Annotated in this window: 20 protein-coding genes and 1 tRNA gene; 7 read left to right on the top strand and 14 right to left on the bottom strand. The window is 66.9% G+C overall.

The window, feature by feature from the left end:
- Window positions 1–102 precede the first annotated feature (102 nt).
- On the top strand, window positions 103–1,059 hold the full coding sequence (dapD, locus tag ACFVUS_RS34105; protein WP_387776160.1) for a 2,3,4,5-tetrahydropyridine-2,6-dicarboxylate N-succinyltransferase: 957 nt from the start codon (window positions 103–105) through the stop codon (window positions 1,057–1,059).
- A 93-nt stretch (window positions 1,060–1,152) separates the two neighbouring features.
- Here the strand turns inward: dapD and ACFVUS_RS34100 are convergent, their stop codons facing one another.
- Window positions 1,153–1,524 carry a PPOX class F420-dependent oxidoreductase gene (locus ACFVUS_RS34100; RefSeq protein WP_375965545.1) on the bottom strand — a complete coding sequence of 124 codons (372 nt, stop codon included), beginning with the start codon at window positions 1,522–1,524 and terminating at the stop codon, window positions 1,153–1,155.
- 64 nt (window positions 1,525–1,588) lie between these two features.
- Window positions 1,589–3,016, bottom strand: a complete 1,428-nt coding sequence (locus tag ACFVUS_RS34095) for an acyl-CoA synthetase (RefSeq protein WP_387776157.1) — start codon at window positions 3,014–3,016, stop codon at window positions 1,589–1,591.
- A gap of 148 nt (window positions 3,017–3,164) precedes the next feature.
- Between ACFVUS_RS34095 and ACFVUS_RS34090 the strand changes: the two genes are divergently transcribed.
- Complete coding sequence (locus tag ACFVUS_RS34090; RefSeq protein ID WP_387776154.1) at window positions 3,165–4,022, top strand: oxygenase MpaB family protein; 858 nt, start codon at window positions 3,165–3,167, stop codon at window positions 4,020–4,022.
- A 13-nt stretch (window positions 4,023–4,035) separates the two neighbouring features.
- On the opposite strand, the gene ACFVUS_RS34085 is transcribed toward ACFVUS_RS34090, so the two are convergent.
- On the bottom strand, window positions 4,036–4,668 hold the full coding sequence (locus tag ACFVUS_RS34085) for a TetR/AcrR family transcriptional regulator (protein ID WP_387776151.1): 633 nt from the start codon (window positions 4,666–4,668) through the stop codon (window positions 4,036–4,038).
- Between the two features lie 146 nt (window positions 4,669–4,814).
- Here ACFVUS_RS34085 and ACFVUS_RS34080 point away from each other — a divergent pair, with 146 nt between their 5' ends.
- Window positions 4,815–5,699 carry an oxygenase MpaB family protein gene (locus tag ACFVUS_RS34080; protein WP_387776148.1) on the top strand — a complete coding sequence of 295 codons (885 nt, stop codon included), beginning with the start codon at window positions 4,815–4,817 and terminating at the stop codon, window positions 5,697–5,699.
- Window positions 5,700–5,746: 47 nt separating this feature from the next.
- On the opposite strand, the gene ACFVUS_RS34075 is transcribed toward ACFVUS_RS34080, so the two are convergent.
- The 7 genes from ACFVUS_RS34075 to ACFVUS_RS34045 all read right to left on the bottom strand — a co-directional run bounded on the left by ACFVUS_RS34075 (window position 5,747) and on the right by ACFVUS_RS34045 (window position 14,573).
- The gene (locus ACFVUS_RS34075) at window positions 5,747–6,697 is read right to left on the bottom strand and encodes a proline dehydrogenase family protein (RefSeq protein ID WP_387776145.1); all 951 of its coding nucleotides are present in this window, start codon (window positions 6,695–6,697) and stop codon (window positions 5,747–5,749) included.
- Window positions 6,697–8,331, bottom strand: a complete 1,635-nt coding sequence (gene pruA / locus ACFVUS_RS34070; protein WP_387776142.1) for an L-glutamate gamma-semialdehyde dehydrogenase — start codon at window positions 8,329–8,331, stop codon at window positions 6,697–6,699. The genes ACFVUS_RS34075 and pruA overlap by 1 nt, the downstream gene beginning before the upstream one ends.
- A 60-nt stretch (window positions 8,332–8,391) precedes the next feature.
- Window positions 8,392–10,005 carry a GMC oxidoreductase gene (locus tag ACFVUS_RS34065; RefSeq protein WP_387778459.1) on the bottom strand — a complete coding sequence of 538 codons (1,614 nt, stop codon included), beginning with the start codon at window positions 10,003–10,005 and terminating at the stop codon, window positions 8,392–8,394.
- A gap of 201 nt (window positions 10,006–10,206) precedes the next feature.
- Window positions 10,207–10,280: transfer RNA gene (locus ACFVUS_RS34060), tRNA-Asp, on the bottom strand.
- 70 nt (window positions 10,281–10,350) lie between these two features.
- A complete protein-coding gene (gene dapC, locus ACFVUS_RS34055; protein ID WP_387778456.1) occupies window positions 10,351–11,439 on the bottom strand; it encodes a succinyldiaminopimelate transaminase in 1,089 nt (362 codons plus the stop codon).
- A 21-nt stretch (window positions 11,440–11,460) separates the two neighbouring features.
- Window positions 11,461–11,784, bottom strand: coding sequence for a ferredoxin (gene fdxA / locus ACFVUS_RS34050; RefSeq protein ID WP_067572375.1), 324 nt, complete (start codon window positions 11,782–11,784; stop codon window positions 11,461–11,463).
- 182 nt (window positions 11,785–11,966) lie between these two features.
- Window positions 11,967–14,573: a bifunctional FO biosynthesis protein CofGH gene (locus ACFVUS_RS34045; protein WP_387776138.1), complete on the bottom strand. Its 2,607-nt coding sequence runs from the start codon at window positions 14,571–14,573 to the stop codon at window positions 11,967–11,969.
- A 243-nt stretch (window positions 14,574–14,816) separates the two neighbouring features.
- Between ACFVUS_RS34045 and ACFVUS_RS34040 the strand changes: the two genes are divergently transcribed.
- From ACFVUS_RS34040 to ACFVUS_RS34030, 3 genes are all read left to right on the top strand, one after another.
- Window positions 14,817–16,310, top strand: coding sequence for a hypothetical protein (locus tag ACFVUS_RS34040; protein WP_387776135.1), 1,494 nt, complete (start codon window positions 14,817–14,819; stop codon window positions 16,308–16,310).
- Between the two features lie 133 nt (window positions 16,311–16,443).
- Window positions 16,444–16,971 (top strand): PH domain-containing protein, encoded by a 528-nt coding sequence (locus tag ACFVUS_RS34035; RefSeq protein ID WP_387776132.1) that lies wholly within the window; start codon window positions 16,444–16,446, stop codon window positions 16,969–16,971.
- Window positions 16,968–18,650, top strand: a complete 1,683-nt coding sequence (locus ACFVUS_RS34030; protein WP_387776129.1) for a PH domain-containing protein — start codon at window positions 16,968–16,970, stop codon at window positions 18,648–18,650. Before ACFVUS_RS34035 ends, ACFVUS_RS34030 begins: the two co-directional genes overlap by 4 nt.
- A 30-nt stretch (window positions 18,651–18,680) precedes the next feature.
- On the opposite strand, the gene ACFVUS_RS34025 is transcribed toward ACFVUS_RS34030, so the two are convergent.
- Window positions 18,681–19,148, bottom strand: a complete 468-nt coding sequence (locus tag ACFVUS_RS34025) for a carboxymuconolactone decarboxylase family protein (RefSeq protein WP_387776126.1) — start codon at window positions 19,146–19,148, stop codon at window positions 18,681–18,683.
- A 198-nt stretch (window positions 19,149–19,346) separates the two neighbouring features.
- Between ACFVUS_RS34025 and ACFVUS_RS34020 the strand changes: the two genes are divergently transcribed.
- Window positions 19,347–21,302, top strand: coding sequence for a GMC family oxidoreductase (locus tag ACFVUS_RS34020; RefSeq protein WP_387776123.1), 1,956 nt, complete (start codon window positions 19,347–19,349; stop codon window positions 21,300–21,302).
- Between the two features lies 1 nt (window position 21,303).
- On the opposite strand, the gene ACFVUS_RS34015 is transcribed toward ACFVUS_RS34020, so the two are convergent.
- From ACFVUS_RS34015 to ACFVUS_RS34005, 3 genes are read right to left on the bottom strand one after another with little or no spacing between them, the layout of a single operon-like run.
- The gene (locus ACFVUS_RS34015) at window positions 21,304–21,678 is read right to left on the bottom strand and encodes a DUF742 domain-containing protein (RefSeq protein WP_387776120.1); all 375 of its coding nucleotides are present in this window, start codon (window positions 21,676–21,678) and stop codon (window positions 21,304–21,306) included.
- Window positions 21,675–22,109 (bottom strand): roadblock/LC7 domain-containing protein, encoded by a 435-nt coding sequence (locus tag ACFVUS_RS34010; RefSeq protein WP_387776117.1) that lies wholly within the window; start codon window positions 22,107–22,109, stop codon window positions 21,675–21,677. Before ACFVUS_RS34010 ends, ACFVUS_RS34015 begins: the two co-directional genes overlap by 4 nt.
- Window positions 22,106–24,628 (bottom strand): nitrate- and nitrite sensing domain-containing protein, encoded by a 2,523-nt coding sequence (locus tag ACFVUS_RS34005; protein ID WP_387776114.1) that lies wholly within the window; start codon window positions 24,626–24,628, stop codon window positions 22,106–22,108. The genes ACFVUS_RS34010 and ACFVUS_RS34005 overlap by 4 nt, the downstream gene beginning before the upstream one ends.
- Between the last annotated feature and the right edge of the window lie 107 nt (window positions 24,629–24,735).

The following is a 24,735-nucleotide window of genomic DNA, read 5'->3' as shown; positions in this document are numbered from 1 at the left end:
CCACCTTAAAGGAGGTGTAATCTCCGCTCCCGGTATGGCGGCGGCCGTGGCACAAAAAGCCACCATTCGGGGCAAAATTCGCGGCCGGTAATCTTTACCGACGTGAGCACTCAGGGAGCAGTAGCAGTCGGCCTCGCCACCATCACCGCCAACGGCACGGTACTGGACACCTGGTACCCGTATCCGGAGCTGGGCACGGTCGCCGATACCGGCACCAAGCGCCTGGACGCCTCCGATATCGAATACGCCAAGTTCGCCGACGCCGCCGGGGTCGACGAGGCCCGCCGCGTCGAGACGGTCGTGGTGCGCACCAGCATCGCCGATCTCGATGCCGCGCCGGTCGATACGCATGAGGTGTACCTGCGCCTGCAATTGCTCTCGCATCGTCTGGTCAAGCCGCACGGCCTCAACCTGGACGGCGTGTTCGGTCTGCTCGCCAATGTGGTGTGGACCAATTACGGCCCGTGCTCGGTGGAGGAGTTCGAGCTCACCCGACTGAAGCTGCGCGCCCGCGGCCCGGTCACCGTGTACGGCATCGACAAGTTCCCGCGCATGGTGGATTACGTGGCCCCGTCGGGTGTGCGCATCGCGGACGCCGATCGGGTGCGCCTGGGCGCGCATCTGGCCTCGGGCACCACGGTCATGCACGAGGGTTTCGTGAACTTCAATGCCGGCACGCTCGGCAATTCCATGGTGGAGGGCCGCATTTCGGGTGGCGTCGTGGTCGGTGACGGCTCCGATGTCGGCGGCGGCGCGTCCATCATGGGCACCCTGTCCGGTGGCGGTAAGCAGGTCATCTCGCTCGGTGAGCGCTGCCTGCTGGGCGCGAATTCGGGGCTGGGCATCTCGCTCGGCAACGACTGCGTGGTCGAGGCGGGACTGTATGTCACCGCGGGCACCAAGGTGACGCTGCCGGACGGCGCGGTCATCAAGGCATCGGAGTTGAGCGGTAAGGACAATCTGCTGTTCCGCCGCAATTCGGTGACCGGCACGGTGGAAGCGGTGGCGCGCAAGGGCACCGGCATCGAGCTGAATGCCGCACTGCACGCCAACGACTGAGTGCACCTCCGTCATCCCGGCGCGTATTTGGCGGGGATCCACTGAGCTGGTGTGGATCCCGGCCAAAAGCATGCCGGGATGACGGGGGATCCGCTATTCGATACCGAAGGCGATGATCCGCTCCGGGGTGATGCGGATCAGCTCCGGCGTGCCGCCGGGGATATAGCTTTCGACGCCGCGCAAAGCCTGTGCGGTGCCGCGGATTTCGAGGCACCGCACGGTCCACGGGTTGACCGAGGGCACATCGTCGACAACGAAGGCGATCCGTTCCTCCTTGGCGAGGTTCCGGAACTTCTGCGACGCCCCCATATTGTGGCCGGCGATATCGATGGTGCCCAGGTCCGCGTTGTAGCGGAACCCGACGGGATTGTTCTGCGGTGACCCGTCGGGCCGGATGGTGGCGAGCCGGCCCAGGCGCTGGCTGCCCAGATACTCGATCTGCGCGGGCGTCAGTGTTGCGATCATGTCCGCGACGTTATGACCTGAAGTGCGGTTCAGGTCAAGCGACACGGTCCGGGCGGGGCGATGTTCAGCCGAGCAGTTTCTTCTGCACCTTGCCCATGGCATTGCGCGGCAGCGTGTCCACCACGCGCACTTCGCGGGGCCGCTTGTGCGCCGAAAGTTCGCCCGCCACATGGTCGATGAGTTGCTGGGATACCGCATCGCCCGCGCCGTCGCGCAGTACGACATAGGCGACGATGCGCTGGCCGAGGTCGTCGTCGGGGACGCCGATCACCGCGGTCTCCGCCACGGCGGGATGTCCGAGCAGCGAGGTCTCGATCTCCCCCGCCCCGATCCGATAACCGCCGGATTTGATCAGGTCCACCGATTCGCGGCCGACGATCCGGTGCATGCCCTCGGCGTCGATGACCGCGACGTCGCCGGTCTTGAACCAGCCGTCCGCGGTCCAGTTCGCGGCGGTCACCTCGGGCTTGCCCAGGTACCCGTCGAACAGCATGGGCCCCTGAACCTGAAGTCCGCCAACGCTTTCCCCATCGTGCGGCAGCACGTTCCCGGCCTCGTCGACCAATCGGGTCGTTACCCCGGCGACCGGCGTGCCCACCCAGCCCGGCCGCCGCTCGCCGTCCGGCCGGGTGGACAGCGTGATCATGGTTTCGCTCATGCCGTAGCGCTCCAGCGGTGCGTGCCCGGTCAATTCGCGCAAGCGCTCGAATACCGGCACCGGCAGCGGCGCGCTACCCGAGATGAGGATCCGCGCCTTCGCCAATTCCTTTGCGGCGGCGGTGTCCTCGGCGATGCGGGACCACACCGTCGGCACACCGAAATACATGGTGCCCGGCGCGGCGGCATACGCCTCGGGCGTCGGCTTACCGGTGTGGATCACGGGGCTGCCGACCCGCAACGGCCCGAGCAGCCCGAGAATCAGCCCGTGCACATGGAAGAGCGGAAGCCCGTGCACCAGTACGTCATCGAACTTCCATCCCCATGCCTGCGCGAGGGCGTCCAGCCCGGCCGCGATGGCACGGCGACTCAACATGACGCCCTTGGGCGCGCCCGTGGTGCCCGAGGTGTAGAGGATGAAAGCGATTGACCCGGGCGCGGGTTCGGGATAGGTGTGCCAGGAGCGCGCGTGCGTGCGCACCGGAATCACCGGCAGCGCACTGCCTTCGGGCGCTTCGCCGAGCCAGGCCTGGGCTCCCGAATCATCGAGGATATGCGCCAATTCCGCACTACCCGCGTCCGGCGGCACCGGAACCACCGTCACACCCGCGATAAGGCATCCCACCACGGCCAGCACGGTGCGCACGGTCGGCCGCGCGAGTATTGCCACCCGCTGCGCCTGCGCGACCCGTTCGGCGACCGAGGTGGCCGCCCCGAGTAAATCGCTCCGCGACAAACTCACCCCGTCGATGGTGACGGCATCGGGGATATCGTCCCCGGCCGCGACGGCGGCGGGATGCAAGGACCTCAGCAGGAGTGGCGACCCATAAGACACCCGCTCACGCTACCGAAGCGGCCGTCGCGGGCGAATCGGGCCGGGCGAGATACGAATCGGTCGCGATGGCGGCCGGTCGGTTGACAGGCGGTGCGAGTGGGTAAGACAGTTTGTGTACAACCTTCTCACTCCGAGGATGTGGTCGACGATGACCAGACCCATGGCCGCGCAGCCGTACTACGAGCCGGCGGGCGAGCCCGAAATCGATATCCGGCAGTTCATCGACGGGGCGGCGGGGCTGCTCGGCGGGGCCGCGAATGTGATCATGCAGCTCGCGCATCCACCCGTGGGATACGGGGTGGTGGAATCGCCGGTGGAGAGCGGCAATGTGATGGTGCATCCCATCAAGCGGCTGCGGACCACCATCACCTATCTGGCCGTGGCGCTGCTGGGGACCGACGCGGATCGGGCGGCCTATCGCGCGGCGGTCGACACCTCGCACCGGCAGGTGCGGTCCCGGCCCGGTAATCCGGTGAAGTACAACGCATTCGATCCGAAATTACAGCTGTGGGTGGCGGCCTGCCTCTATTGGGGCGCCCGGGATCTCTACGAGCGCATGCACGGGCCGATGAGCGCGGCCGATGCCGACGCGTTCTACCGGTATTCGGCGCGCCTGGGCAGCACGCTGCAAATGCGCGAGGAGATGTGGCCCGCGAATCGCGGTGCATTCGAACAGTATTGGAATGAGAACCTCGCGGCGACAACCATCGATCCGCGAGTTCGCGCCTATTTCGAGGATCTCATCGATTTGAAGATGATGCCGCTGCCGGTGCGATCGGCATTCGGCGGAATTCACCGATTCTTCGTGACCGGCCTACTGCCGCAACATCTTCGGGACGAAATGGGAATGACCTGGTCGCCGCGGCAGGATCGATTGCTGGCCCGGATCATGCGCACGGTCGGCACGGCGGAGGAATTGCTGCCCACGCCGGTGCGGATCTTCCCGATCAACGTCTATCTGCTGGATATGCGACTGCGCCGCAGGCTGGGCCTGCCGCTGGTGTGAAAACCGCTGCGGCTCACTGAATCCGGAAGCCGGGCAGGACATGGTCGATGGCGAACTGCCGCAGTGCGGCCTCATCGTCGAGCGGGATCACCGTCTGCGGGGTCAGCGCCAGTGACAGCGCGTTGCGGGCGACCATCTCCGCCAGCGGTAGCGGATCGTATTCCGGCAGTTTGCCTTCGGATTGCAGCCGGGTGATGAACTCGGCCAGATAATCCCGGCCCAATTCGATGACGGGCGCGCCCTGCACCGTGAGGAACGGCAGCACCACCTCGGGTTCGGTCTTGAGCAGGCGGCCCAGCAGCTGATTGCCGCGCAGTCCCTCGATGAACGCGATGAACAGCGCCACGATCTGATCCTGCGCGCTGGCGTCGCGTTCGATCTCCGCGTGTACGGCGGCATCGGCGTCGGCGATGAACTGGCGGGCCAGGCGCAGCCCGACCGCCTCGATCAGATCGGATTTGCCGGCGAAACGCCGATAGAGTGTGGCCAGCGAGAGCCCGCCGCGCCGGGCGACCTCGACCATGCTGGTGCGTTTGATCCCGAAGTCGAGGAAGGCGACCAATGCGGCATCGAGCACCTTGGCCTGATTCTGATCCTCCGGAGCGGATCCGCGCACGAGCGGCAGGAGTTTGGCCAGCTTGGCCATGGTCCGGCCCCTTTCGAGTCGCGAAGATACGATGAGGCACCAATCATCGCACATTGACAGTGACCCACCTCGATGAGAAGGTGAGGACAAGAGTTTCTCACACTCTCCTCAGCGACGAGGAACGACGACGAGGAGTCGAGTCAACGATGACCGCCCCGCTGCGCCAGCCCTTCCCCGACCCGGCAGATGGCTACGAGTTCGCGCTCGGCACCGAATCGCTCACCCCCGAATCCGTCCGCGCGCATATCGACGGACTGGCCGCCTTCCTCGGCGGGGCCGCCAATGTGATCATGCAACTCTCGCTCAAACCCGTCGGTTACGGCGTGATGGAGAGCGATGTGCGCAGCGGCAGCGTCATGGTGCGGCCCATCAAACGACTGCGCACCACCCTCACCTATATCGCCGTCGCGCTGCTCGGTGACGACGAGGATCGCGCCGCCTATCGCGAGGCGGTGAACAGGTCGCATCGCACCGTGCACACCAAGCCCGCCAGCCCGGTGAAGTACAACGCCTTCGACCCCAAACTCCAACTGTGGGTGGCGGCCTGCCTGTACTGGGGCGTGGACGATCTCTACCACCGTATGCGCGGACCGATGAGTCCCGAAGTGGCCGAAGCGTTCTACCGCTACAGCGCCCGCCTGGGCACCACCCTGCAAATGCGCGAGGAGATGTGGCCGCCGACCCGCGACGCCTTCTACGCGTACTGGGAGGAGAACCTGGCCACCAAGCACATCGACGAGCCGACCCGCGCGTACTTCAACGCGCTCACCGATCTGAAGATGCTGCCCTACCCGCTGCAATTCCTGCTCGGCGGCCTGCACCGCTTCATCGTCACCGCCCTACTCCCGCAACACCTCCGGGATGAGATGGGCATGACCTGGTCGGCCCGGGACGAACGCTTCTTCGGCGGTTTCCTGCGCCTGATCTCCGCGGTCTGGACCCGCATGCCCACGGTGATCCGCCTCTTCCCCTACAACTTCTACCTCACCGATATGCGCCTGCGCCGCCGCTTCGGCCGCCCCCTGGTCTGAGCACCCTTCGTCATCCCGGCATGCTTTTGGCCGGGATGACGGGGAGATCAGCCGCGTTCGGTGAGGGCGCGGAGGAAGAAGCCGAGGTTGGCGGGGCGTTCGGCGAGGCGGCGCATGAGATAGCCGTACCACTGGGTGCCGTAGGGGATGTACACGCGCAGGGCGTGGCCCTCGTCGACCAGGCGGCGCTGCTCGGCGTCGCGAATGCCGTAGAGCATCTGGAATTCGAAATCCCCTGGGCTGCGCCGATGTTCAGCCGAGAGCCGCAGTGCCGCCTCCACCATCGCCGGATCGTGCGTGGCGATCATGGGATGCCAGGCATCGCGCATGAGCACGTCCAGACACCGCAGGTAGGAGCCGTCGACCTCACCGCGCTTCTGATACGCCACCGTCTCGGGTTCCTGATATGCGCCCTTGCACAGGCGAACTCGGGTACCGGAGGCGGCCGCGTCGCGGCAGTTGTCTTCGGCGGTGCGCAGATAGGTCTGCATGGCCACTGCCAGCCACGGGAATTCGGCGCGCGCCTGTTCGACGGCGGCGAGGGTGTCGTCGGTGGTGGTGTGGTCCTCGGCGTCCACGGTCACCCACACCCGCGATTCGACCGCCTTGGCACACAGTTTGTGCAGGTTCTCCGCGGCGATGGCCGGACCGTCCGCGCCCAGGGACTGCCCGAGCGCGGAGAGTTTCACCGACACCTCCACCGGCGGTACCTCGGTATCGGGTGCGCGATCCAGTTCGGCGAGATCGTCGATGAGCGAGAAGTATTCGGCCACAGCCGCATTGGCCATGGCCGGATCGGTGGTGTACTCGCCCAGGAAATCGACGCTGACCATGCGCCCGCTGTCCAGCAGCGTGCGCACCACGGGCGCGAGTTCGGCGCGGGTCTCCCCCGCCACGAACCGCCGCACCACCGCCGCGGTGAGCGGGGTCTTGGTCACCGCCTTCTTCAGTCGCGGCGAATCGGCCGCGGCCAGGATTGCCGGTCGGAGCGGGTTCATTACGCCTCCTCCATATGCGGGTAGCGGTAATCCGTTGGGGCGACGAAGGTTTCCTTCAGGGTGCGCGGCGCGACCCAGCGCAGCAGATTGAGATGGGACCCGGCCTTGTCGTCGGTGCCCGAGGCGCGCGCCCCGCCGAAGGGCTGCTGCCCGACCACCGCGCCCGTCGGCTTGTCATTGATGTAGAAGTTCCCGGCCGCGAATCGCAGTGCGGTGGTTGCCTGTTCGACGGCTTGGCGGTCGCGGGCGAAGATCGCACCGGTGAGCCCGTACGGCGATGTGGCGTCGACGGTGGTGAGCATGTCCGCGAAGGCGTCCGGGCGGCTGTCGTCGTAGACGTGCACGGACAGGATCGGCCCGAAGTACTCGGTGGCGAAGGATTCGTCCCCGGGATCATCGCTGAGCAGCACGGTCGGGCGAATGAAGAACCCCTCGGAGTCGTCACAACCGCCGCCGGTGATGCCCAGACCCTTGTCGCGGGCACGGGCGATGGCGGCCGCGTTCTTGTCGTAGGAGCGCCGATCGATCACGGCCCCACCGAAATTCGACAGATCCGCGACATCGCCGTAAGTGAGCTCGTCGACCTGAGCCAGGAATTCGTCGCCCATCTCACGCCACACCGATTTCGCGACGTACGCGCGGGATGCGGCCGAACACTTCTGCCCCTGATACTCGTAGGCACCGCGAATCATGGCGATGCGCAGCGCATCCGGATCGGCGGAGGAGTGCGCGACGATGAAATCCTTACCGCCGGTCTCGCCCACGATGCGCGGATACCCGTGATACCGGCCGATATTCGCGCCGACCTGCTGCCACAGGTACTGGAAGGTCCCGGTCGAGCCGGTGAAGTGGATTCCGGCCAGCCGCGGATCGGCCAGCGCCACCTCGGACAACCGCACGCCATTGCCGGTGACCATATTGATCACCCCGGGCGGCAGGCCCGCCGCCTCCAGCAGTTTCATCGTGTAGTACGCCGAAAGCGTCTGCGTCGGTGAGGGTTTCCACACCACGGTATTGCCCATCAGCGCGGGTGCGGTGGGCAGGTTCCCGGCGATGGCGGTGAAGTTGAAGGGTGTGACCGCGTAGACGAACCCTTCCAGGGGCCGGTAGTCCAGCCGATTCCACACCCCCGCCGAGGATTGCGGTTGTTCGGCCAGTATCTGCCGGGCGAACGCCACATTGAAGCGCCAGAAGTCGACGAGTTCGCAGGGTGCATCGATTTCGGCCTGCTGCACCGTTTTCGACTGGCCGAGCATGGTGGCGGCGGCGATGGTTTCGCGCCAGGGTCCGGCGAGCAGATCGGCCGCCCGGAGCAGTACGGCCGCGCGTTCCTCGAACGGTAGCGCCCGCCAGGCGGGTGCGGCGGCGTGCGCGGCGTCGATCGCCGCGCTCGCCTCCGCGTGGGTGGTATCGGTGAATGTGCCGAGCACGTGGCGATGCCGGTGTGGCATCACGATGTCGGCGCGTTCACCGCTACCGGGTTGGTGTTTGCCGCCGATCACCAGCGGCACATCGATAGATCCTGCGGAGATTTCGGCGAGCCTGCCCGTCAGCAGTGCGCGTTCACTAGAGCCGGGTGCGTAGGTGTGCACCGGTTCGTTCGCGGGAGCAGGGACAACCGTGACAGCGTCCATATCCCAGGCTAACGCGAACAAGACCACCGCCGTGGGCGAGACGCTCCGAAAATTCTCCGGTTAGGTCAGGTCGTTGGCGATGATGTTCTCGATATTGCGTTCCGCGAGAGCAGTAATCGTCACGAACGGGTTCACCGTCGTCATACCCGGGATCAAGGAGCCGTCGATGACGTAGAGCCCCTTGTACGAGGTCAGCCGCCCGTAGTTGTCGGTGCTCTGGTTGAGCACGCAACCGCCCAGCGGATGGTAGGTGAGGTCGTCACCCCAGGTCTTGGTCGCCCCGAACAGGTCGGTGCGGTAGATCGTCACTTCCTTCTTGTTGATCTTGTCGAAAATGCGTTTGGCGGCATCGATACTCGGCTGGTTCCAGGCGGTCTGCCAGTTCAGGTCCACCCCGCCGGTTCCGGAGTTGTAGGTGAACTTGCCGCGATTGGGATTCTTGGTGATGGCCAGATACAGGCTCGCGAAGGTCTCCAGCCCCGCCGGGAAAGGCGACACCTCGGCGAACGCCGGGCCACCGCTGTCGGCCCAGTTGTCGATGCCGAGGGTCGGAATACAGGATTGCAGGCTGCCGGTGGCGTCCCAGGCCTGATTCTGCCGCGCCACCATGACATTGCCGTTGGTGCCCCAGCCGGTGCCGACCGAATCGGGCAGGTTGGGCAGTTTACCGGTGGCCTTCATGCTGACCAGCAGTTTGCTGGTGCCCACGCTGCCGGCCGCGAAGAAGACCTTCTGCGCCACAACGGCTTTGGTTGCCACCGTATTGCCGCTGGTATCGATCTGCTTCATCTCGACCTTGTAGCCGCCGTCGGTGGGCGATACCGCGGTGACGATGTGCATGGGCGTGATGCCGACCTTGCCGGTGCCTACGGCCGCGGCGAGATAGGTCTTGTCGAGCGACTTCTTGCCGTAGTTGTTGCCGTAGATGACCTCACCATCGAGCGCGGAGCGAGTGACGGTCTTGGCCTGCTCCTGCTTCATGTAGTTGAAGTCGTAGACATTCGGCACGAAGGTCCACGAAAACCCGGACCGCTCAGCCTGTTTGCGGCCGACGCGAGCGAACTGATAGCAGTCCGCGCTGTCGAACCAGGACTGATCGATATTGTTCACCCCGAGGCCGGTATTGGCGCGCGGGTAGTAGGTGCTGTACATCTCGCCCGCGTCCACCGAGGGCAGGATGCTGGCGAAGTTCTCCTGTTTGGGCGTGACAGCCATACCGCCGTTGACCAGCGAGCCACCGCCGACGCCGCGGCCCTGGTACACGCGAATCCCGCTGAAGTGCTCGGAATCCAGTACGCCGGTGTACCTGTTGATGGACTTGTTGTAGGGCGCGCCCATGAAGTGGTTGACCGGTTGATCGGTCTCGGTCCGCAGCCAGAACGACCGCCCGTCCGGCTTGAGCATGTTGCAGAAGATCTTGCCGTCGGAGCCCGGCTGCGACCAGGACATGCCCATCTCGACGATGGCCACGTCGACTCCGGCCTGCGCCAGCCGCAGCGCCGCGACCGCGCCGCCGTACCCGGAGCCGATGACGAGCACCGGCACCTTGTCGCCGTCGGCGAGCTGTTTGGTCGGCAACGCCTGGGCGGGGACCTTTCGGGCCAGCACCGCCGCCCCGAAAATGACACCTGTTGCAGCTAGGAAACCGCGGCGGGTGACGTTACTCCCGTACATACTCTTACCGGGGGTTTCATAAATGGATCCACGCACTGAAAGACTCCTCATCGAGACTCGATGAGAACCTGTTATAGAGATTGTGAAGTAGCTGTGTGTCAGTTTTCGGCAAATCAGGAAAAAGTCCGGCAACCAGAAGGCAAGGGACCCAACGCAAAAAGGAAGGGCGTGAGCTGCTGCTCACGCCCTTCCTTCGAAGTGCGACCCTGACGGGACTCGAACCCGCGACCTCCGCCGTGACAGGGCGGCGCGCTAACCAACTGCGCCACAGGGCCTTAACTGTTGCCGGGCCACCGGGCCTTGCAACGCGGTAGACGTTAGCACGACCCGGGGTCCGGAAGTAAATCAGCTGGTCAGACGATCAGCCGCGGCCGCGATGCGCTCGTCCGTCGCGGTCAGCGCGATGCGCACATGCTGTGCGCCGCGCGGGCCGTAGAACTCGCCCGGAGCCGCCAGAATGCCGCGCTCAGCCAGCCAGTCCAGCGTGGTGCGGCACGGCTCGCCCCGGGTCGACCACAGGTACAGTCCGGCCTCGGAATCGTCGATCCGGAACCCGGCCGCCGCCAACGCCTTTCGCAGCACCTCGCGGCGGGCACGGTAGCGCTCGCGTTGCTCGGCCTCATGCGCGTCATCGCCGAGGGCGGCGGTCATGGCCGCCTGGATCGGGAACGGCAGCATCATGCCGGAGTGCTTGCGCACCTCCAGCAACTCCGCGACCAGGGCCGGATCACCGGTCACGAAACCGGCGCGGTAACTCGCCAGATTCGAGGTCTTGGACAGCGAGTGAATGGCCAGCAGACCGGTGTGATCGCCATCGCACACCTCGGGATCGAGCACCGACACGGCCCGGCCCTCCCAGGGCAGGCCCAGGTAGCACTCGTCCGAGGCGATGATCGCGCCACGCTCGCGGGCGAACTCCACCACCTTGCGCAGATGTTCGACGCCGAGCACCTTGCCGGTCGGATTCGACGGCGAATTGAGGAAGATGAGCGCGGGCTTCTCCGGACCCAGCTGGGTCAGGCTGTCCGCGCGCAGGATTCGGGTACCCGCCAGCAACCCACCGACCTCATAGGTCGGATAGGCCACCTCGGGAATCACCACGAGATTGTCCACGCCCAGCCCGAGCGTGCGCGGCAATCCGGCGATCAGCTCCTTGGTACCGATCACCGGCAGGACCGCGTCCGGCTCGATGCCGGTGATCCCGAATCGCCGCTTCAGCGCTGCCACAACGCTTTCGCGCAATTCGGGGGTGCCGTGCGTGGTCGGATAGCCCGGTACCGCCGCCACCGACGCGAGCGCCGCCTGGATCAGCGGATCCACCGGATCGACCGGGGTGCCCACGGAAAGATCCACGAGCCCGCCCGGATGCGAAGCGGCCTTCGCCTTCACGGAAGTGATGGTGTCCCAAGGAAAATCGGGTAGTAGCGCACTCACCCGGCCACGCGCGGTCAAGACCTACTCCGCGGCCATCGGCGGTAGCGCGGCGATGAACGGCGGGTCGTAATCGACCTTGCCGACCTTGGTGGCGCCGCCGGGTGAACCGAGATCGTCGAAGAATTCGACGTTCGCGTTCACGTAGCCGCTCCACTGGTCCGGGGTGTCGTCCTCGTAGAAGATGGCCTCCACCGGACATACCGGTTCACATGCACCACAGTCCACGCACTCGTCCGGTTGGATGTACAGCATGCGGCCACCCTCGTAGATGCAATCCACGGGGCATTCCTCGATGCACGCCTTGTCCTTCACGTCAACGCACGGTTCAGCGATGATGTACGGCACTGCCGCTCTCCTAGTCTGTCCTCACACCCTGCGGGATAGTCCGCCCCGCGAAACAGTATCCCGGCGCGTTCACAATACTCCTGGTCAGGCAAGCCTAATTTCCGCTCTGCCTGATTTCGCCCTCCGCTCCGCCCCGTCCAGAACCGGGGCGGGGCGCGGCAGTGCCGGGCGAATCGCTCGATTCAGCCCAGCGCCAAGGGTGCCACCAGCGAACTGTGCTGTGGCACACCGTAGGTGGTGGTGCGCTGGCGGACCGGGCGGCCGATGCCGGTGGCGATTTCGGTGAGTTCCGCCACTGTTTTCGCCGAGCCGTGTTCCGAGCCCGCCATGCGGGAGATGGTCTCCTCCATGAGGGTGCCGCCGAGGTCGTTGGCGCCGCCGTTCAGCATCAGCTGGGTACCCTTGGTGCCGAGTTTCACCCAGCTGGTCTGAATATTCTTTATGCGGCCGTGCAGCATGATGCGGGCCAGGGCGTGGGCGGCGCGGTTGTCGCGCACCGTCGGGCCCGGGCGCGAGGCTCCCGCCAGGTAGAGCGGGGCGCTCTGGTGCACGAACGGCAGCAGCACGAATTCGGTGAAACCGCCTGTCTCGTCCTGGATTCCGCTCAGTACGCGCAGGTGGCCGACCCAGTGCTTGGGGTTGTCGACGTGGCCGTACATCATGGTCGAACTGGAGCGCAGGCCGAGTTTGTGCGCGGTGGTGATGACATCGATCCAGGCCGAGGTGGGCAGCTTGCCCTTGGTCAGGACCCAGCGCACCTCATCGTCCAGGATTTCGGCGGCGGTGCCCGGAATCGAGTCCAGCCCAGCCTCTTTCAGCGCCGCGAGCCAGTCGTGAATGCTCTGGCCGCCCCGCGAAGCCCCATTGACGATCTCCATCGGGCTGAAGGCGTGCACATGCATGCCCGGCACGCGTTCCTTGATGGCGCGCACCAGATCGGCGTAGCCGGTGACCGGCAGTTCGGGATCGATGCCGCCCTGCATGCAGATCTCGGTCGCGCCCTCGACGTGCGCCTCCCAGGCACGGTCGGCGACCTCGGACGCACTCAGGGTGAAGGCGTCGGCATCGCCCTTGCGCTGCGCGAACGCGCAGAAGCGGCAGCCGGTGTAGCAGATATTGGTGAAGTTGATATTCCGGTTGACGATGTAGGTGACGTCATCGCCGACGGTATCGCGGCGCAGCTGATCCGCCAGCGCCGTAATCGCTTCCAGCGCAGGGCCGTCCGCGGTGGCCAGGGCCAGGTACTGATCGTCGGTGAGCCCGGCTGGATCGCGTTCGGCGGCGTGCAGGGCGGCCAGCACATCGGAATCGAAGCGCTCGGGCGCCGCGACCGCGAGTTCCTTGACCTGTTCGCGAATGGTCTCCCAGTCGCCGAACGCGCCCAGGCCGTCACTGGCGAGCGCGGAATCGCTGCGGGACTCGGTATTGCGGCCCTCGGAGTCGATGGCGGTATTGAGGTCGACGCGGCCGACCGATTCCCAGTCGTGGTCCGGTTCCTGCCAGGGCAGGCCGGTGGGATTCACGCTGCGGGCCAGACCGGTCAGCGGATCGGCGAGCGCCTCGATATGCCGGGAGACGCGCGGATCGATCCAGGGATGGCCCGCCAGCACATATTTCGGATGCGCGGTGAGCCGCTCGGTGAGCACATATCCGGCGTCGGCGGTGACCTGCGCGAGGGTGTCCAGATTCGGCCAGGGCCGTTCCGGATTCACGTGATCGGGGGTGAGCGGGGAGACGCCGCCCCAGTCGTCGATGCCCGCGTCGATGAGCGCACGGCATTCCTCGAGCGATACCAGATTCGGCGGGGCCTGAATCCGCATCTTCGGGCCGAGCAGCAGGCGCGCCACGGCGATGGTGGCGCGGAACTCCTCCAGACCGGCGTCGGGGGTATTGCGCATGGCGGTGTCGTGCTTGGCCAGGAAGTTCTGGACGATCACCTCCTGAACGTGCCCGAAAGCCTTGTGCGACTTGCGGATCGCCAGGATGGATTCGGCGCGCTCGGTGAGGTTCTCGCCGATGCCGACCAGAATGCCGGTGGTGAACGGTACGGACAGCCGGCCCGCGTCGGTCAGCGTGCGCAGCCGCACCGCCGGATCCTTGTCCGGGCTGCCGTAATGCGCCTGACCCGGTTCGGTGAACAGCCGGGTGGAAGTGGTCTCCAGCATCATGCCCATGGACGGGGCCACCGGCTTGAGGCGGGACAGTTCGGCCCAGCTCATCACACCCGGATTCAGGTGCGGCAGCAGGCCGGTCTCCTCGAGTACGCGAATCGACATGGCGCGCACGTAGTCCAGGGTGGAGTCGTAGCCGCGCTCGTCCAGCCACTGGCGGGCCTCGGGCCAGCGCTCCTCGGGGCGGTCGCCGAGCGTGAAAAGCGCTTCCTTACAACCGAGTTCGGCGCCCTGCCGGGCGATCTCGAGAATCTCGTCGGGTTCGAGGTACATGCCCCGGCCCTCGGCGCGCAATTTGCCGGGCACGGTGACGAAGGTGCAGTAGTGGCATTTGTCGCGGCACAGGTGCGTGATCGGGATGAACACCTTGCGCGAATAGGTGATGGGCAATGTGTCCCCGGCATAACCGGTTTCGCGCAGGCCCGCGTCTCGCACGCGCGCGGCGGATTTGGCGAGATCCTCCAGGTCACTGCCCCGCGCCTGGAGCAGCACCACCGCCTCGTCGAGGTTGAGCGTCGCGCCGTCGCGCGCCCGCCGCAACGCCCGGCGCATGCCCGAGGGACTGGGCGGAACCGGGGGAAGACTCGGGTTCGGTAGATCCGTCACGTCTTCGATCATGCGCCATCCATCCGACTGGTCCGACTCGGGTGCCATAAGAACGGGCAACCGGGCGCAGCGGCAGGCTATTCCATCGCCGACGCGCGAATATTCTCGCGCATGGGAGCGGCGATCGCGCGGTGTGACGTGCCCGATGGGACAAAACCTTGCGGGGCGCGGAAGGCGTGCCTAAGGTGATCCGCCACGATTACTCGTATCGCCTGATTCGAATATTCGCATTCACCTTGCTGAGATGGGGAACCCGTGTTCGAGAGATTCAGCCGCGCCACCCTCGTCGGAGCGGCGGGCGCGACGCTCATGCTGACCGTCGCGACCAGTCCGGCCACCGCCGCCTACAACCTGCCGCCCGCGAATCCGTACCTCGGACCGGTGGGCACCGCGACCATGCACGGCGATGCCGAATCCTCCGACGCCACCCCGCTCCCCGGACCCGGCACGGGGAACGTGCGCGCCGACTTCCACGAGGAAGCCGCCGCCTGCCCGACGATTCTGCAGGGAGCCGACGGCTTCCCGCAGGCCCTGTGCACCAAGATCGTCGACCGCGCGCCCGAAGTACTGCTGCTCGATCCCACCAACGGAAACACCCTCGCCACACTGAATCTCACCAAGGGCAGCCTGCTCGGCGGCGTGTACGCCTACCTCGACGAACAGGACCGCATGGTCACCGTCGACGGCAGCGGTGAACTGCTGCGCATCGGCCACGAACGCGACGGCAACGGCTGGAAGCTGACCATCACGTCCAGAACACCCATCGCACAGGCGGTTACCGCGCACTGCGGCGGCGGGGACTGCGATCACGTGGCCGCGGTCATGCCGGACTTCGACGGCCGAGTCTGGTTCGCCACCGACAACGGAGCCGCCGGATTCGCCGATCCCGCCACCGGCGCGGCCAAGGCCGTGGAACTCGCGCCCGGTGAAATGGTCGCCAACAGCATCTCCAGCGCACCGCAGGGCGTCACCATCGCCACCGATCACGCGCTGTACCTGCTGCGCGCGGACTCCTCCGGCAACCCGTACGTGGTGTGGCGGCGCGCCTACGACCGCGGACCCGCCCGCAAACCCGGCCAGTTGAGCTGGGGCACCGGCGCGACGCCCACCTTCTTCGGCGCGGGCAGCGGGACCGAATACATCGCCATCACCGATAACGCGGCGACCAAGGAGAACCTGCTCGTCTTCGATACGGCCACCGGCAATACCGTCTGCTCGGTGCCCGCCATCGACGGCACCGAGAACTCCCCCATCGGCGCGGGCAACAGCCTGTTCGTGGCCAGCACCTACGGCTACCCGTACCCGCAGCTGCCCGCCAACGCCGGACCCAGCCAGCCCGCGAGCGCACCGTTCACCGGCGGGATGACCCGCATCGACGTCACCGGCTCCGGCTGCTCGGTGGTGTGGACCAATACCGTTCCGTCGGCGGCGGTTCCGCGCCTCTCGGTCGCCGACGGCAAGATCTACACCATCGCCCGGCATTCGCTGCTCGGCTCCGGCAGCGGCGGTTCGGGCAGTTCGTCCGGCAGCCTCGGCTCCGGCAGCGCGGGCCTGCCCAGCGGCAGCGGCGGCGTCACCGACAATTACAAGTACACCGTCATCGACGCCGCCACCGGCAAGGTCGATACCGAACAGACCATCGGCGCCACCACCATTCACGACACCCTGCAAATGGTCGGCACCATCGCCCCGGGCCGCGTGCAGTACCAGGGGACTCTGAGCGGACTGTTCCGCATCACCCCGAACTAACCCCGTCATCCCGGCGCGTTTTTGGCCGGGATCCACACCGCGCAGTGGATCCCGGCCAAAAGCTTGCCGGGATGACGGAGGGTCCCGCCGAGATGGCCGGAGATCGGGCGGGAATCGTGCAAGCATGGTCGACATGTCCGAGCGTCCCGCCTCCGGCGACCTCCAGCCCGCTCCCGGCGGGATCATGGTGGACCCCGCCTGGCATCCGAGTCCGCGCGCGAAATTGCTGTGGGCGATCGGCGCCGCGCTGTCGTGGGCGTTCCCCTTCCTGGCCCTGATCGTCTGGATGATCGTGGATCCGCACCGGCGCACCTGGCAGCTGTGGATACTCGTAATCGCGGTGCTGGCAGCGGTATTCAGCATCGCGGTGGTGCCGCTGTGGCGGTACGCGGTGCACCGGTGGGAGATCACCGCCGAGGCCGTCTACACCCGCACGGGGTGGTTCACCCAGGAGAGCCGGGTCGCGCCGATCTCGCGCATCCAGACCGTCGACACCTATCGCGGACCACTGGAGCGGGTACTCGGCCTGGCCACCGTCACGGTCACCACCGCGTCCTCGGCCGGGGCCGTGCACATCAGCGCGCTCGCCCTCGACGATGCCCGGCGCACCGTCACCCAGCTCACCGAGATCGCCGCACGCCATCGCGGGGACGCCACGTGACCGACCCGCTCCAGCCCGATTCCGCAGTGCCGCAATCCGATTACCCGTCATCAGCTCCCTCGCCGGTGGCGTCCTGGCAACGCCTGGATCGGCGCATGCTGCTGGTGCATCCGATCACCGAGCTGATCCGCTTCATCCCGGTACTGCTGGCCACCCTCGTCGCCGGAGCGCGCGCCGACAACCCCATGTGGAGCCTCGGCGTGGTGGGGATCATCGTGGTGCTGGCCATCACGCGGTGGTTCACCACCACCTATCGGATCACGCCGGACAATGTCGAACTGCGCACCGGGCTGATCCAGCGCAAGCGACTGTCGGTGCCGCGCAATCGAGTTCGCTCGGTCGATGTGGAAGCCGATCTGCTGCACCGGGCGCTCGGACTGGCGGTGCTGTCCATCGGCACCGGACAGCAGGCCGAGCGCGGGGACCGGTTCAAACTCGATTCACTCGACGCCGGACTGGTGCCCGCGCTGCGCACGACACTGCTCGAGCACACCCGCGAGCCGGGGCACAATGGCGCGGAATCCGATGCGCTACCGCCGGATACGGCGGCGGACGGCGGCGTGACGCTGAACAAGCCGGTCGTCGATCTGCCCCCTCCGCCCAGGCACGCGCCGGTGGAAATCACGCACTGGCAGGCGAATTGGGTGCGTTATGCCCCGCTGTCACTGACCGGATTCGCGATCATCGCGCCGATCGTCGGCCTGCTCTTCCAATACGGTTTCGCCCGCGTCATCTTCGACTCCAGCGCCGTACAGGGCGTGGAAGACGGTGGCGCACAGGCCATCGCGCTCGCGGTGACCGCGCTGTTCGTATTCCTGGTGGCATTCGTCAGCCTGGCGGCCTGCGCCCGCTACCTGACCACCTACTACGGCCTGAAAGTCATCGACGACGGCACCACCCTGCATATCCGGCACGGGTTGTTCACCACCCGCCAGACCACCCTGGATCTGGCCCGGCTGCGCGGCGCGACCGTGAACGAGCCGCTGCTGCTGCGCCTGGCGGGGGCCGCCGAACTCGAAACCATCATGACGGGTACCAAATCCCGGCAGAAGATCGTGCCGCAGGCGCCGCGCGTGGCCGTTGATCACACCCTGGCGCATCTGCTCGACAGCACCGCCGTCCTCGATGCGGTCACCCCCGGTGCGGGTCCGGTCGCCGGGGCGAACGGTCCGATTGCGGGCGAAGCCGAACTCCCGGTGCCGCCCATCGTCTCCGCGGAGCTGCGCTCACACGGCCCGGCCGCCACCCGCCGCCGCTACACCCGAGCCCTGAGCCTGCCCGGCGTCGCGGCGCTCGTCCTCATCGCGATATCCCTTGCGGGCGGGTCGATTCCGGCGTGGATCTGGGTGCTCCTGATACTGACCGCCGCCGTGGCCACCGCCCTGGCCTGGGATCGCGCACGGGGCCTGGGCCACACCGTGATTCCCGCGACCGGCGACAATCCCACCTGGCTCATCACGCGCAGCGGCTCGCTCGATCGCGACCGCGACTGTCTGGAAGGCCCCGGCATCATCGGCTGGACGGTGCGGCAATCCTGGTTCCAGCGCCGAGTCGCCCTGGCCACCATCACCGCCGCGACCGCGGCGGGCAAGAAGCGCTATCACGTCATAGACATTCCGCTGGAACAGGTGTGGCCGCTGATCGAAGCCGTCACCCCTGGTCAGCTCGGAACCCGCTGAGCCGCACCGCGACTCAGCGGACCGAGCGGGTCACCACTGGCCGGGCTGGTACTCGCCGCCGGCCATTCCGGCGATGACGTTCAGGCGGTTCCAGGCATTGATGGTGGCGATCAGCGAGATGAGCGCGCCGATCTGATCATCGTCGTAGTTCTTGCGCACCTGCGCCCAGGTGTCCTCGCTGATGCCCTGGTGGGCGTCGGCCAGCCGGGTGCCCTCCTCGGTCAGCGCCAGCGCCGCGCGCTCGGCCTCGTCGAAGACGGTGGATTCGCGCCAGGCCGCGACCATGGCCAGGCGAACCGGGGTCTCACCCGCGTGCGCCGCGTCCTTGGTGTGCATATCCAGGCACATGCCGCAGCTGTTGATCTGCGAGGCGCGGATCTTGACCAGCTCCTGGGTGGCCTTGGGCAGGGTGGACTCGTCGACGACGCGGGCCGCGGTCACCAGGCGCTTGTTGAACTTGGCGGCGACTTCATTCTGGTACAGGGCGAAGCGGGTCATTGTGCTGCTCTTTCCACTGGGTTCTTGTTGACTACACAGAGATGACGACGTGGCCCGCACGGGTGTGACATCGAATCTCGATGTAATTTTTCATTCACCGGGGATTCGATGGATTTCCGCAGATCGTAGCGGTGAAAAGTGAGCCTGAATTCGCCCAATATGGTAGAAAACACCCAGGTTTACGAAGGGGAGTTTGCCATGGAACCGACGGCCGCACAGCGAGCCGCGCTCGGCCTGATCTGCGATACGTTCCTGCCCGGCGACGGGCTCGGTCTGCCCGCCGCGACGGAACTGGGAACGGTCGACACCATCTTCCGGATTCTCGAGCGCAATCCGCGCGAGGCCGAACGGAAACAGCTCGCCACCTTGCTCGGGCTGTGGGATTCCCGGCTCACCGGACTGCTCACCGGCAGCGGACCGCGCAAGTTCTCGACACTGACGCAGGCGCAGCGCGAGAAAGCACTACTGCGGCTGGGTAATTCGGGACTTGCGCCGGTGCGCGCCATCTTCCAGGCGCTCAAACAGGCATCGCTGCTGGCCTACAACGTGACCCCGGGACCGACCGGGACGAATCCGCTGTGGAAGGAAATCGGGTATCCGGCACCGACCGGCCCGCTGCGGCAGGCTCCGCAACCGGCGCTGAGCCCGCAGCGCTTCACCGAATCCACCACCCTCACCTGTGATGTCGTGATCGTCGGCTCCGGCGCGGGCGGCGGAACAGCGGCCGCGATACTGGCGGCGGCCGGGCTCGACGTGATCGTGCTGGAGCGCGGAAACTATTACGACGACCGGGATTTCGGCAACGGCGAACTGGAGGCGCTGACCAGCATGTTCTCCCCCGGCCCCGCCGGATCGGCCGAGGGGCAGATCTCCCTGGTCGCGGGGAGCTGCCTGGGCGGCGGCACCGTCGTCAACTGGACCACCTCGCTGCCCACCCCGGATATCGTGCGGCAGGAATGGGCCGAGCTGGGCGCACCGCAGTTCGCCGCGGCCGAATACGGTGACGCGCTCGACGCGGTATCCCGCCGAATCGGCATCACGACGGCCAAATCGCAACTGTCACCCCGCGACAGCGTCCTCGAACGCGGCGCGCAGGCCCTGGGCTGGGATATCGACACCCTGCCGCGCAATGTCTCCGACGCCTGCGATGCCGGAACCGAATGCGGCCGTTGCGGTTACGGCTGCCGCGTGGGCGCGAAGCAATCGGTCACCAAGACCTGGCTCGCCGATGCCGCCGGGCACGGCGCACGCCTCGTGATCGATGCCGACGTACGCCGCATCGAGGTGAAAAATGGCCAGGCCGAGGCGGTTTCGGCGATCAGCTCCGCCGGTGCGGAGATCACGGTGACAGCTCGAGCCGTGGTGGTGGCCGCCGGGGCCATCCAGACGCCCGCGCTGCTGCAACGCTCCGGACTGAAGAACAAGAACATCGGCCGCCATCTGCGCCTGCATCCGGCCGGGGCGGTCTTCGGCGTCTTCGAGGACGAGATCAGAGGCTGGGAAGGCGGTTTGCAGACCCGGATCAGCCGCCACCACGCCGATCTGGACGGTAAGGGCTACGGCGTCATCTACGAGACCGGACCCCTGCATCCGGGCTCGGCCACCGGATTCATGAACTGGCTCGGCGCCGCCGAGCATCGCGCCACCATGCTGGACTTCGCCCGCACCGATGCCGTCGGCGTCATCACCCGGGACCGGGATTCGGGCACCGTGGAGATCGACAAGACCGGCGAGGCGATCGTCAAGTACCAGCTGTCGGATTATGACGCCGGACATCTGCACACCGGAATCTCCGGTGCCGCAAGGATTCTGGAGGCGGCAGGCGCACGACGCATCTTCTCCGGACATCAGGCCGGGGTCTCCTACGAACCCGGTGTGCGCGGTTCGCATGCCGAATTCGAGGCGGCCTGCGCACGCGCGGGCTACGGCCCGGGGCGGTGTGCCCTGGGCGCACTGCACATCATGGGTTCGGCCCGCATGGGCGGCTCCCCCGAGTTGTCCGCCACCAATCCGGACGGGGCCACCTGGGACGTGCCCAATATCGTCGTCGCGGACGGTTCCAGCTTCCCCACCGCACCGGGCGTCAACCCCATGGTCTCCATCGAGGCGATCGCCTATATGAACGCCAAACGCCTTGCCGCACAGCTGAGTTAGCTCACAGCGACCGGATGCCCTCCAGTACCGCGGTCAGCAGCCCCATATCGGAGGTGCTGCCCGTGGGGGGCGGCGGCGTGCGATACACCACCCGGCCCTCGTCGATCAGATCCCCGATCAGCACCTTGGTCACCGCGAGCGGCAGATGCAGATGCGCCGCCACCTCGGCCACCGAAATCGGTGTGCGGCACATCCGCACGATGGCCGCGTACTCCGGTTCGGTGCGCCGCACGGACGCACCCCGCTGCACATCGACCAGCTGGGTGGTCAGGGTCAGCTCGGGCCGCTGGACGCCGCCGCGGCCGCCGGTCACCGCGAAAAGGCGAACCAGCGGACCGGAATCCTCCTCGTACCAGTGCTCGCGCGGCTCGTTCATGGCCGTTGCGCGCCGCCCGCGGGATCGGCGTGTGGTGGACGGCGCACCGGATCGACCGACAGATGCGTGCCGACGCGCTGCACGGTCTGGTTCATCTCATAGGCCACCAGGCCCATATCGGCGGTCTCGGAGGCCAGCAGGGCCAGGCAGGCGTTCTCCCCGGCGGCGGTGATGAACAGCACCGCCTCATCCAGTTCCACCACCGTCTGGCAGACCCCGCCCGCCCGGAAGTGGTGTCCGGCCGACCGCGCCAGACTGTGCAGCGCCGAGGCCATCGCGCCGAAACGCTCCGCCTCCGCATGCTGCTGCCCCTTCGAATAGCCGAGCAGCAGCCCGTCGGTGGACAGCAGCACCGCCACCCGCGCATCGGTCAGCCCATTGACCATTTCATCGAGCAGCCAGCCCAGATCGATTCGCTGGAAGGTGGTCATTGTGGTCCTCTCTCGGATTCCGGAGGGTGCTTGCGGCCCTGGCGGGTGCCTTTGGAGATCGCGCTCATGAGATTGCGGGCCTCGTCGGCCGTGCGCTGGCGCGGTGGTGCGGGAACCACCGGCTGGGCGGCGGTATCCGACCCGGGCTGGCGGCTGCGGCGCGGCAGATCCGGGCGGGCGCCATCGGTGCGCGGGAGGTCGGTGTACGTCCCGGGCCGATCCGCATGGGCGTCCGGGCGCTCGGTGTAGGCGGCGGTGAGCGCGTTGGGCCCCGGCTCCCGGGCGGGCAAACTCGGCCGCGGTAGGTCCGGAATCCGTTCGGCGCGAACCGCGTTCGACCAGACCGGGGCCAGCGATTCGAAGGAATCGGGGCCACCGGAGGGCGCCGCCGTGTGCACCGCGAACTGGGAGGTCGGCGCGGCGGGCAGGCCGCGATGCGGAAACGGCTGCTCATGCCGCGGCGGTCCGCTGGTCTCCAGCACCGCCGACGGAATCAGCACCACGGCGCGTACACCGCCGTACTCCGATTCGAGCAGCTTCACCGAAACAGCGTGCCGCGCGGCCAGTTTCGCCACCACGAACAGACCGAGCCGGGTATTTCCGGACAGCGTCGCCACACTGAAGTCCGGCGGATTCGCCAGCAGCGCATTGCGTTCGGCCAACTGGGCCTCGGACATGCCGAGGCCGTGATCGATGACCTCGACCGCGACACCCCGGCCCACCACCACCGCCGACACCGTGACATCGGACTCCGGCGGCGAACAGGCCGTGGCATTGTCGGTCAGCTCGGCCAGCAGGTGGATGATGTCGGCCACCGCGCGGCTGGCCACCCACACCTCGGGCAGGCGGCCGGTCCGAATCCTGGTGTAGTCCAGGCTTTCCGCCACCGCACCGCGCACCAGATCGATGAGCGCCACCGGATTACGCCAGCGCCGCCCCGGCTGCTCACCGCCGAGAATGATCAGATTCTCGGCATTGCGGCGGGCGCGGGTGGCGAGATGATCCAGCTGGAACAGCAATTCGAGCTGATCGGAGTTCTTCTCCTCGCGCTCGGCGCGATCGAGCAGACCCAATTGCCGGTGCACCACGACCTGACTGCGATGCGCGATATTCAGGAAGACCGCGTTGATACCGGCACGGGTGCGCGCCTCGGCGATCGCGGCCGAGACCGCCGCCACGTGAGCGCGGTTGAACGCCGCGGCCACCTGACCGAGCTCATCGGTGCCGAAGTCCAGGCGCGATACCTCGGCGGTGACATCGACCTGCTCACCCGCGCCCAGCCGCCCGATCAGGGCGGGCATCCGTTGATCGGCCAATTCCAGTGTGTCACTGCGCAAACGCTTCATGCGGCCGATGAATCGATTGGCCAGCACGAACGCGGCTAGGAAGGCCAGCAGCGCGATCATCCCCACCATCGCACCGCCGATGAGCGAATTGCGGGTGGTCGCGGCCCCCTGTTTGCTCGCGATCACATGCTGATCGCGGCTCTGGTTCTCCCAGAGCTTCTGCAGCGCCATGGTGATCTGCGCCGACGCACTCTGCCAGTCGTCCAGCGTCACCGGCAGCGCGGCGGTCGCCTTGGCGGTATCGCGCGCCTTCCCGGACGCCGTCGTATTACCCGCCGTCACGGCTCCGCTCGCCGCGGTATCGGCGTCACCGACCGGACCGCGCAGCAGCAGCGCGTCCTGCATCGCGGTGACCTGCTGCCAGGCCGAGCTGTCGGTGATGGCGTTCAGTTCGGCGAGCCGCTTGCCCTTGAGTACCGTGCCCGCGTACGCCACCTCGGCGCGGAATTCGCCCGCGCGGCGGCTGAATTCGAGCAGCTGCGCGCCCGGGAAGGTACCGGCGGTCAGGGCCACCGCGCCGATGGTGTCGGCCTGCGAGAGCGCCTCGGCGGCGCGCAACGGTTCCACGCCGTGCCCGAGTTCGATACCCAGCTTGGCGTTCGGCGCGACCCGGGCGGCCAGCAGCGACGCCGAGATGATGGTGCGAATCACCTCGGTGAAGAATCCGAAGACCTGCTCGGGGGTGGCCTGCAGTGCGTCCACCCCGTTGCGCAGCGTGGGCACCATGCCGAAAAGCTTGTTGTAGCCGTCGATATCGGCTGCCGCGCCATCGGGATTGAGTTTGCGCGCGGCGTCGCCCTTGGTCTTGACCACGGCCAGCGCCTGATCCGAACGCGCACGCGCGGGGATCAATTCGCCGATCGTGTCGGTATCCCCGGCCAGCCGCAGCATCGACAATCGCCGCTCCTCCTGGAAGGAGGAGACCATCAGGATCGCGGGGGTCGTGGTGTCACCGCTGAGTTGCGCCCAATCCTCGTCATCCTGAGCGGATTTGACCAGGTAGCTGGCGGCGCCGGCGCCGATGGCCAGCAGCGTGACGCTGGAGATGAGCACGATGGCGAGCAACCGGACCCGGATGCTCACCCAGCCCCGCACCCCGCGCTCTATCGAATCGGTCTGCCTGCCAATCGATTTGCGCAGGTTCTGCCAGCTGCCCACCGAAAATCTTCCCACTCCCGAACGCTGCCGCGCCCCCGGTCATGCCGAGCTGCCCAAAATGAGCTGTTCGTCACGGTTTCTCTCGATCGAGAGAGTAACGGAAAGATCCCGAATCGACTACA

The sequence above is a fragment of the Nocardia sp. NPDC058058 genome (assembly GCF_042885355.1).
GTDB lineage: Bacteria > Actinomycetota > Actinomycetes > Mycobacteriales > Mycobacteriaceae > Nocardia.
The sequence above is the reverse complement of the archived record's forward strand: the minus strand, read 5'-3'. Positions and strand labels throughout refer to the sequence as shown.

What these genes read in the sequence shown, in the direction of transcription:
- ACFVUS_RS34035 (WP_387776132.1), top strand. Translation starts at nt 16,444, where the DNA reads ATGTCCGAGCGTCCCGCCTCCGGCGACCTCCAGCCCGCTCCCGGCGGG.
- ACFVUS_RS34015 (WP_387776120.1), bottom strand. Translation starts at nt 21,678, where the DNA reads ATGAACGAGCCGCGCGAGCACTGGTACGAGGAGGATTCCGGTCCGCTG.
- ACFVUS_RS34025 (WP_387776126.1), bottom strand. Translation starts at nt 19,148, where the DNA reads ATGACCCGCTTCGCCCTGTACCAGAATGAAGTCGCCGCCAAGTTCAAC.
- pruA (WP_387776142.1), bottom strand. Translation starts at nt 8,331, where the DNA reads ATGGACGCTGTCACGGTTGTCCCTGCTCCCGCGAACGAACCGGTGCAC.
- ACFVUS_RS34045 (WP_387776138.1), bottom strand. Translation starts at nt 14,573, where the DNA reads ATGATCGAAGACGTGACGGATCTACCGAACCCGAGTCTTCCCCCGGTT.
- ACFVUS_RS34065 (WP_387778459.1), bottom strand. Translation starts at nt 10,005, where the DNA reads ATGTACGGGAGTAACGTCACCCGCCGCGGTTTCCTAGCTGCAACAGGT.
- ACFVUS_RS34075 (WP_387776145.1), bottom strand. Translation starts at nt 6,697, where the DNA reads ATGAACCCGCTCCGACCGGCAATCCTGGCCGCGGCCGATTCGCCGCGA.
- ACFVUS_RS34090 (WP_387776154.1), top strand. Translation starts at nt 3,165, where the DNA reads ATGACCAGACCCATGGCCGCGCAGCCGTACTACGAGCCGGCGGGCGAG.
- ACFVUS_RS34010 (WP_387776117.1), bottom strand. Translation starts at nt 22,109, where the DNA reads ATGACCACCTTCCAGCGAATCGATCTGGGCTGGCTGCTCGATGAAATG.
- ACFVUS_RS34080 (WP_387776148.1), top strand. Translation starts at nt 4,815, where the DNA reads ATGACCGCCCCGCTGCGCCAGCCCTTCCCCGACCCGGCAGATGGCTAC.
- ACFVUS_RS34085 (WP_387776151.1), bottom strand. Translation starts at nt 4,668, where the DNA reads ATGGCCAAGCTGGCCAAACTCCTGCCGCTCGTGCGCGGATCCGCTCCG.
- ACFVUS_RS34020 (WP_387776123.1), top strand. Translation starts at nt 19,347, where the DNA reads ATGGAACCGACGGCCGCACAGCGAGCCGCGCTCGGCCTGATCTGCGAT.
- ACFVUS_RS34100 (WP_375965545.1), bottom strand. Translation starts at nt 1,524, where the DNA reads ATGATCGCAACACTGACGCCCGCGCAGATCGAGTATCTGGGCAGCCAG.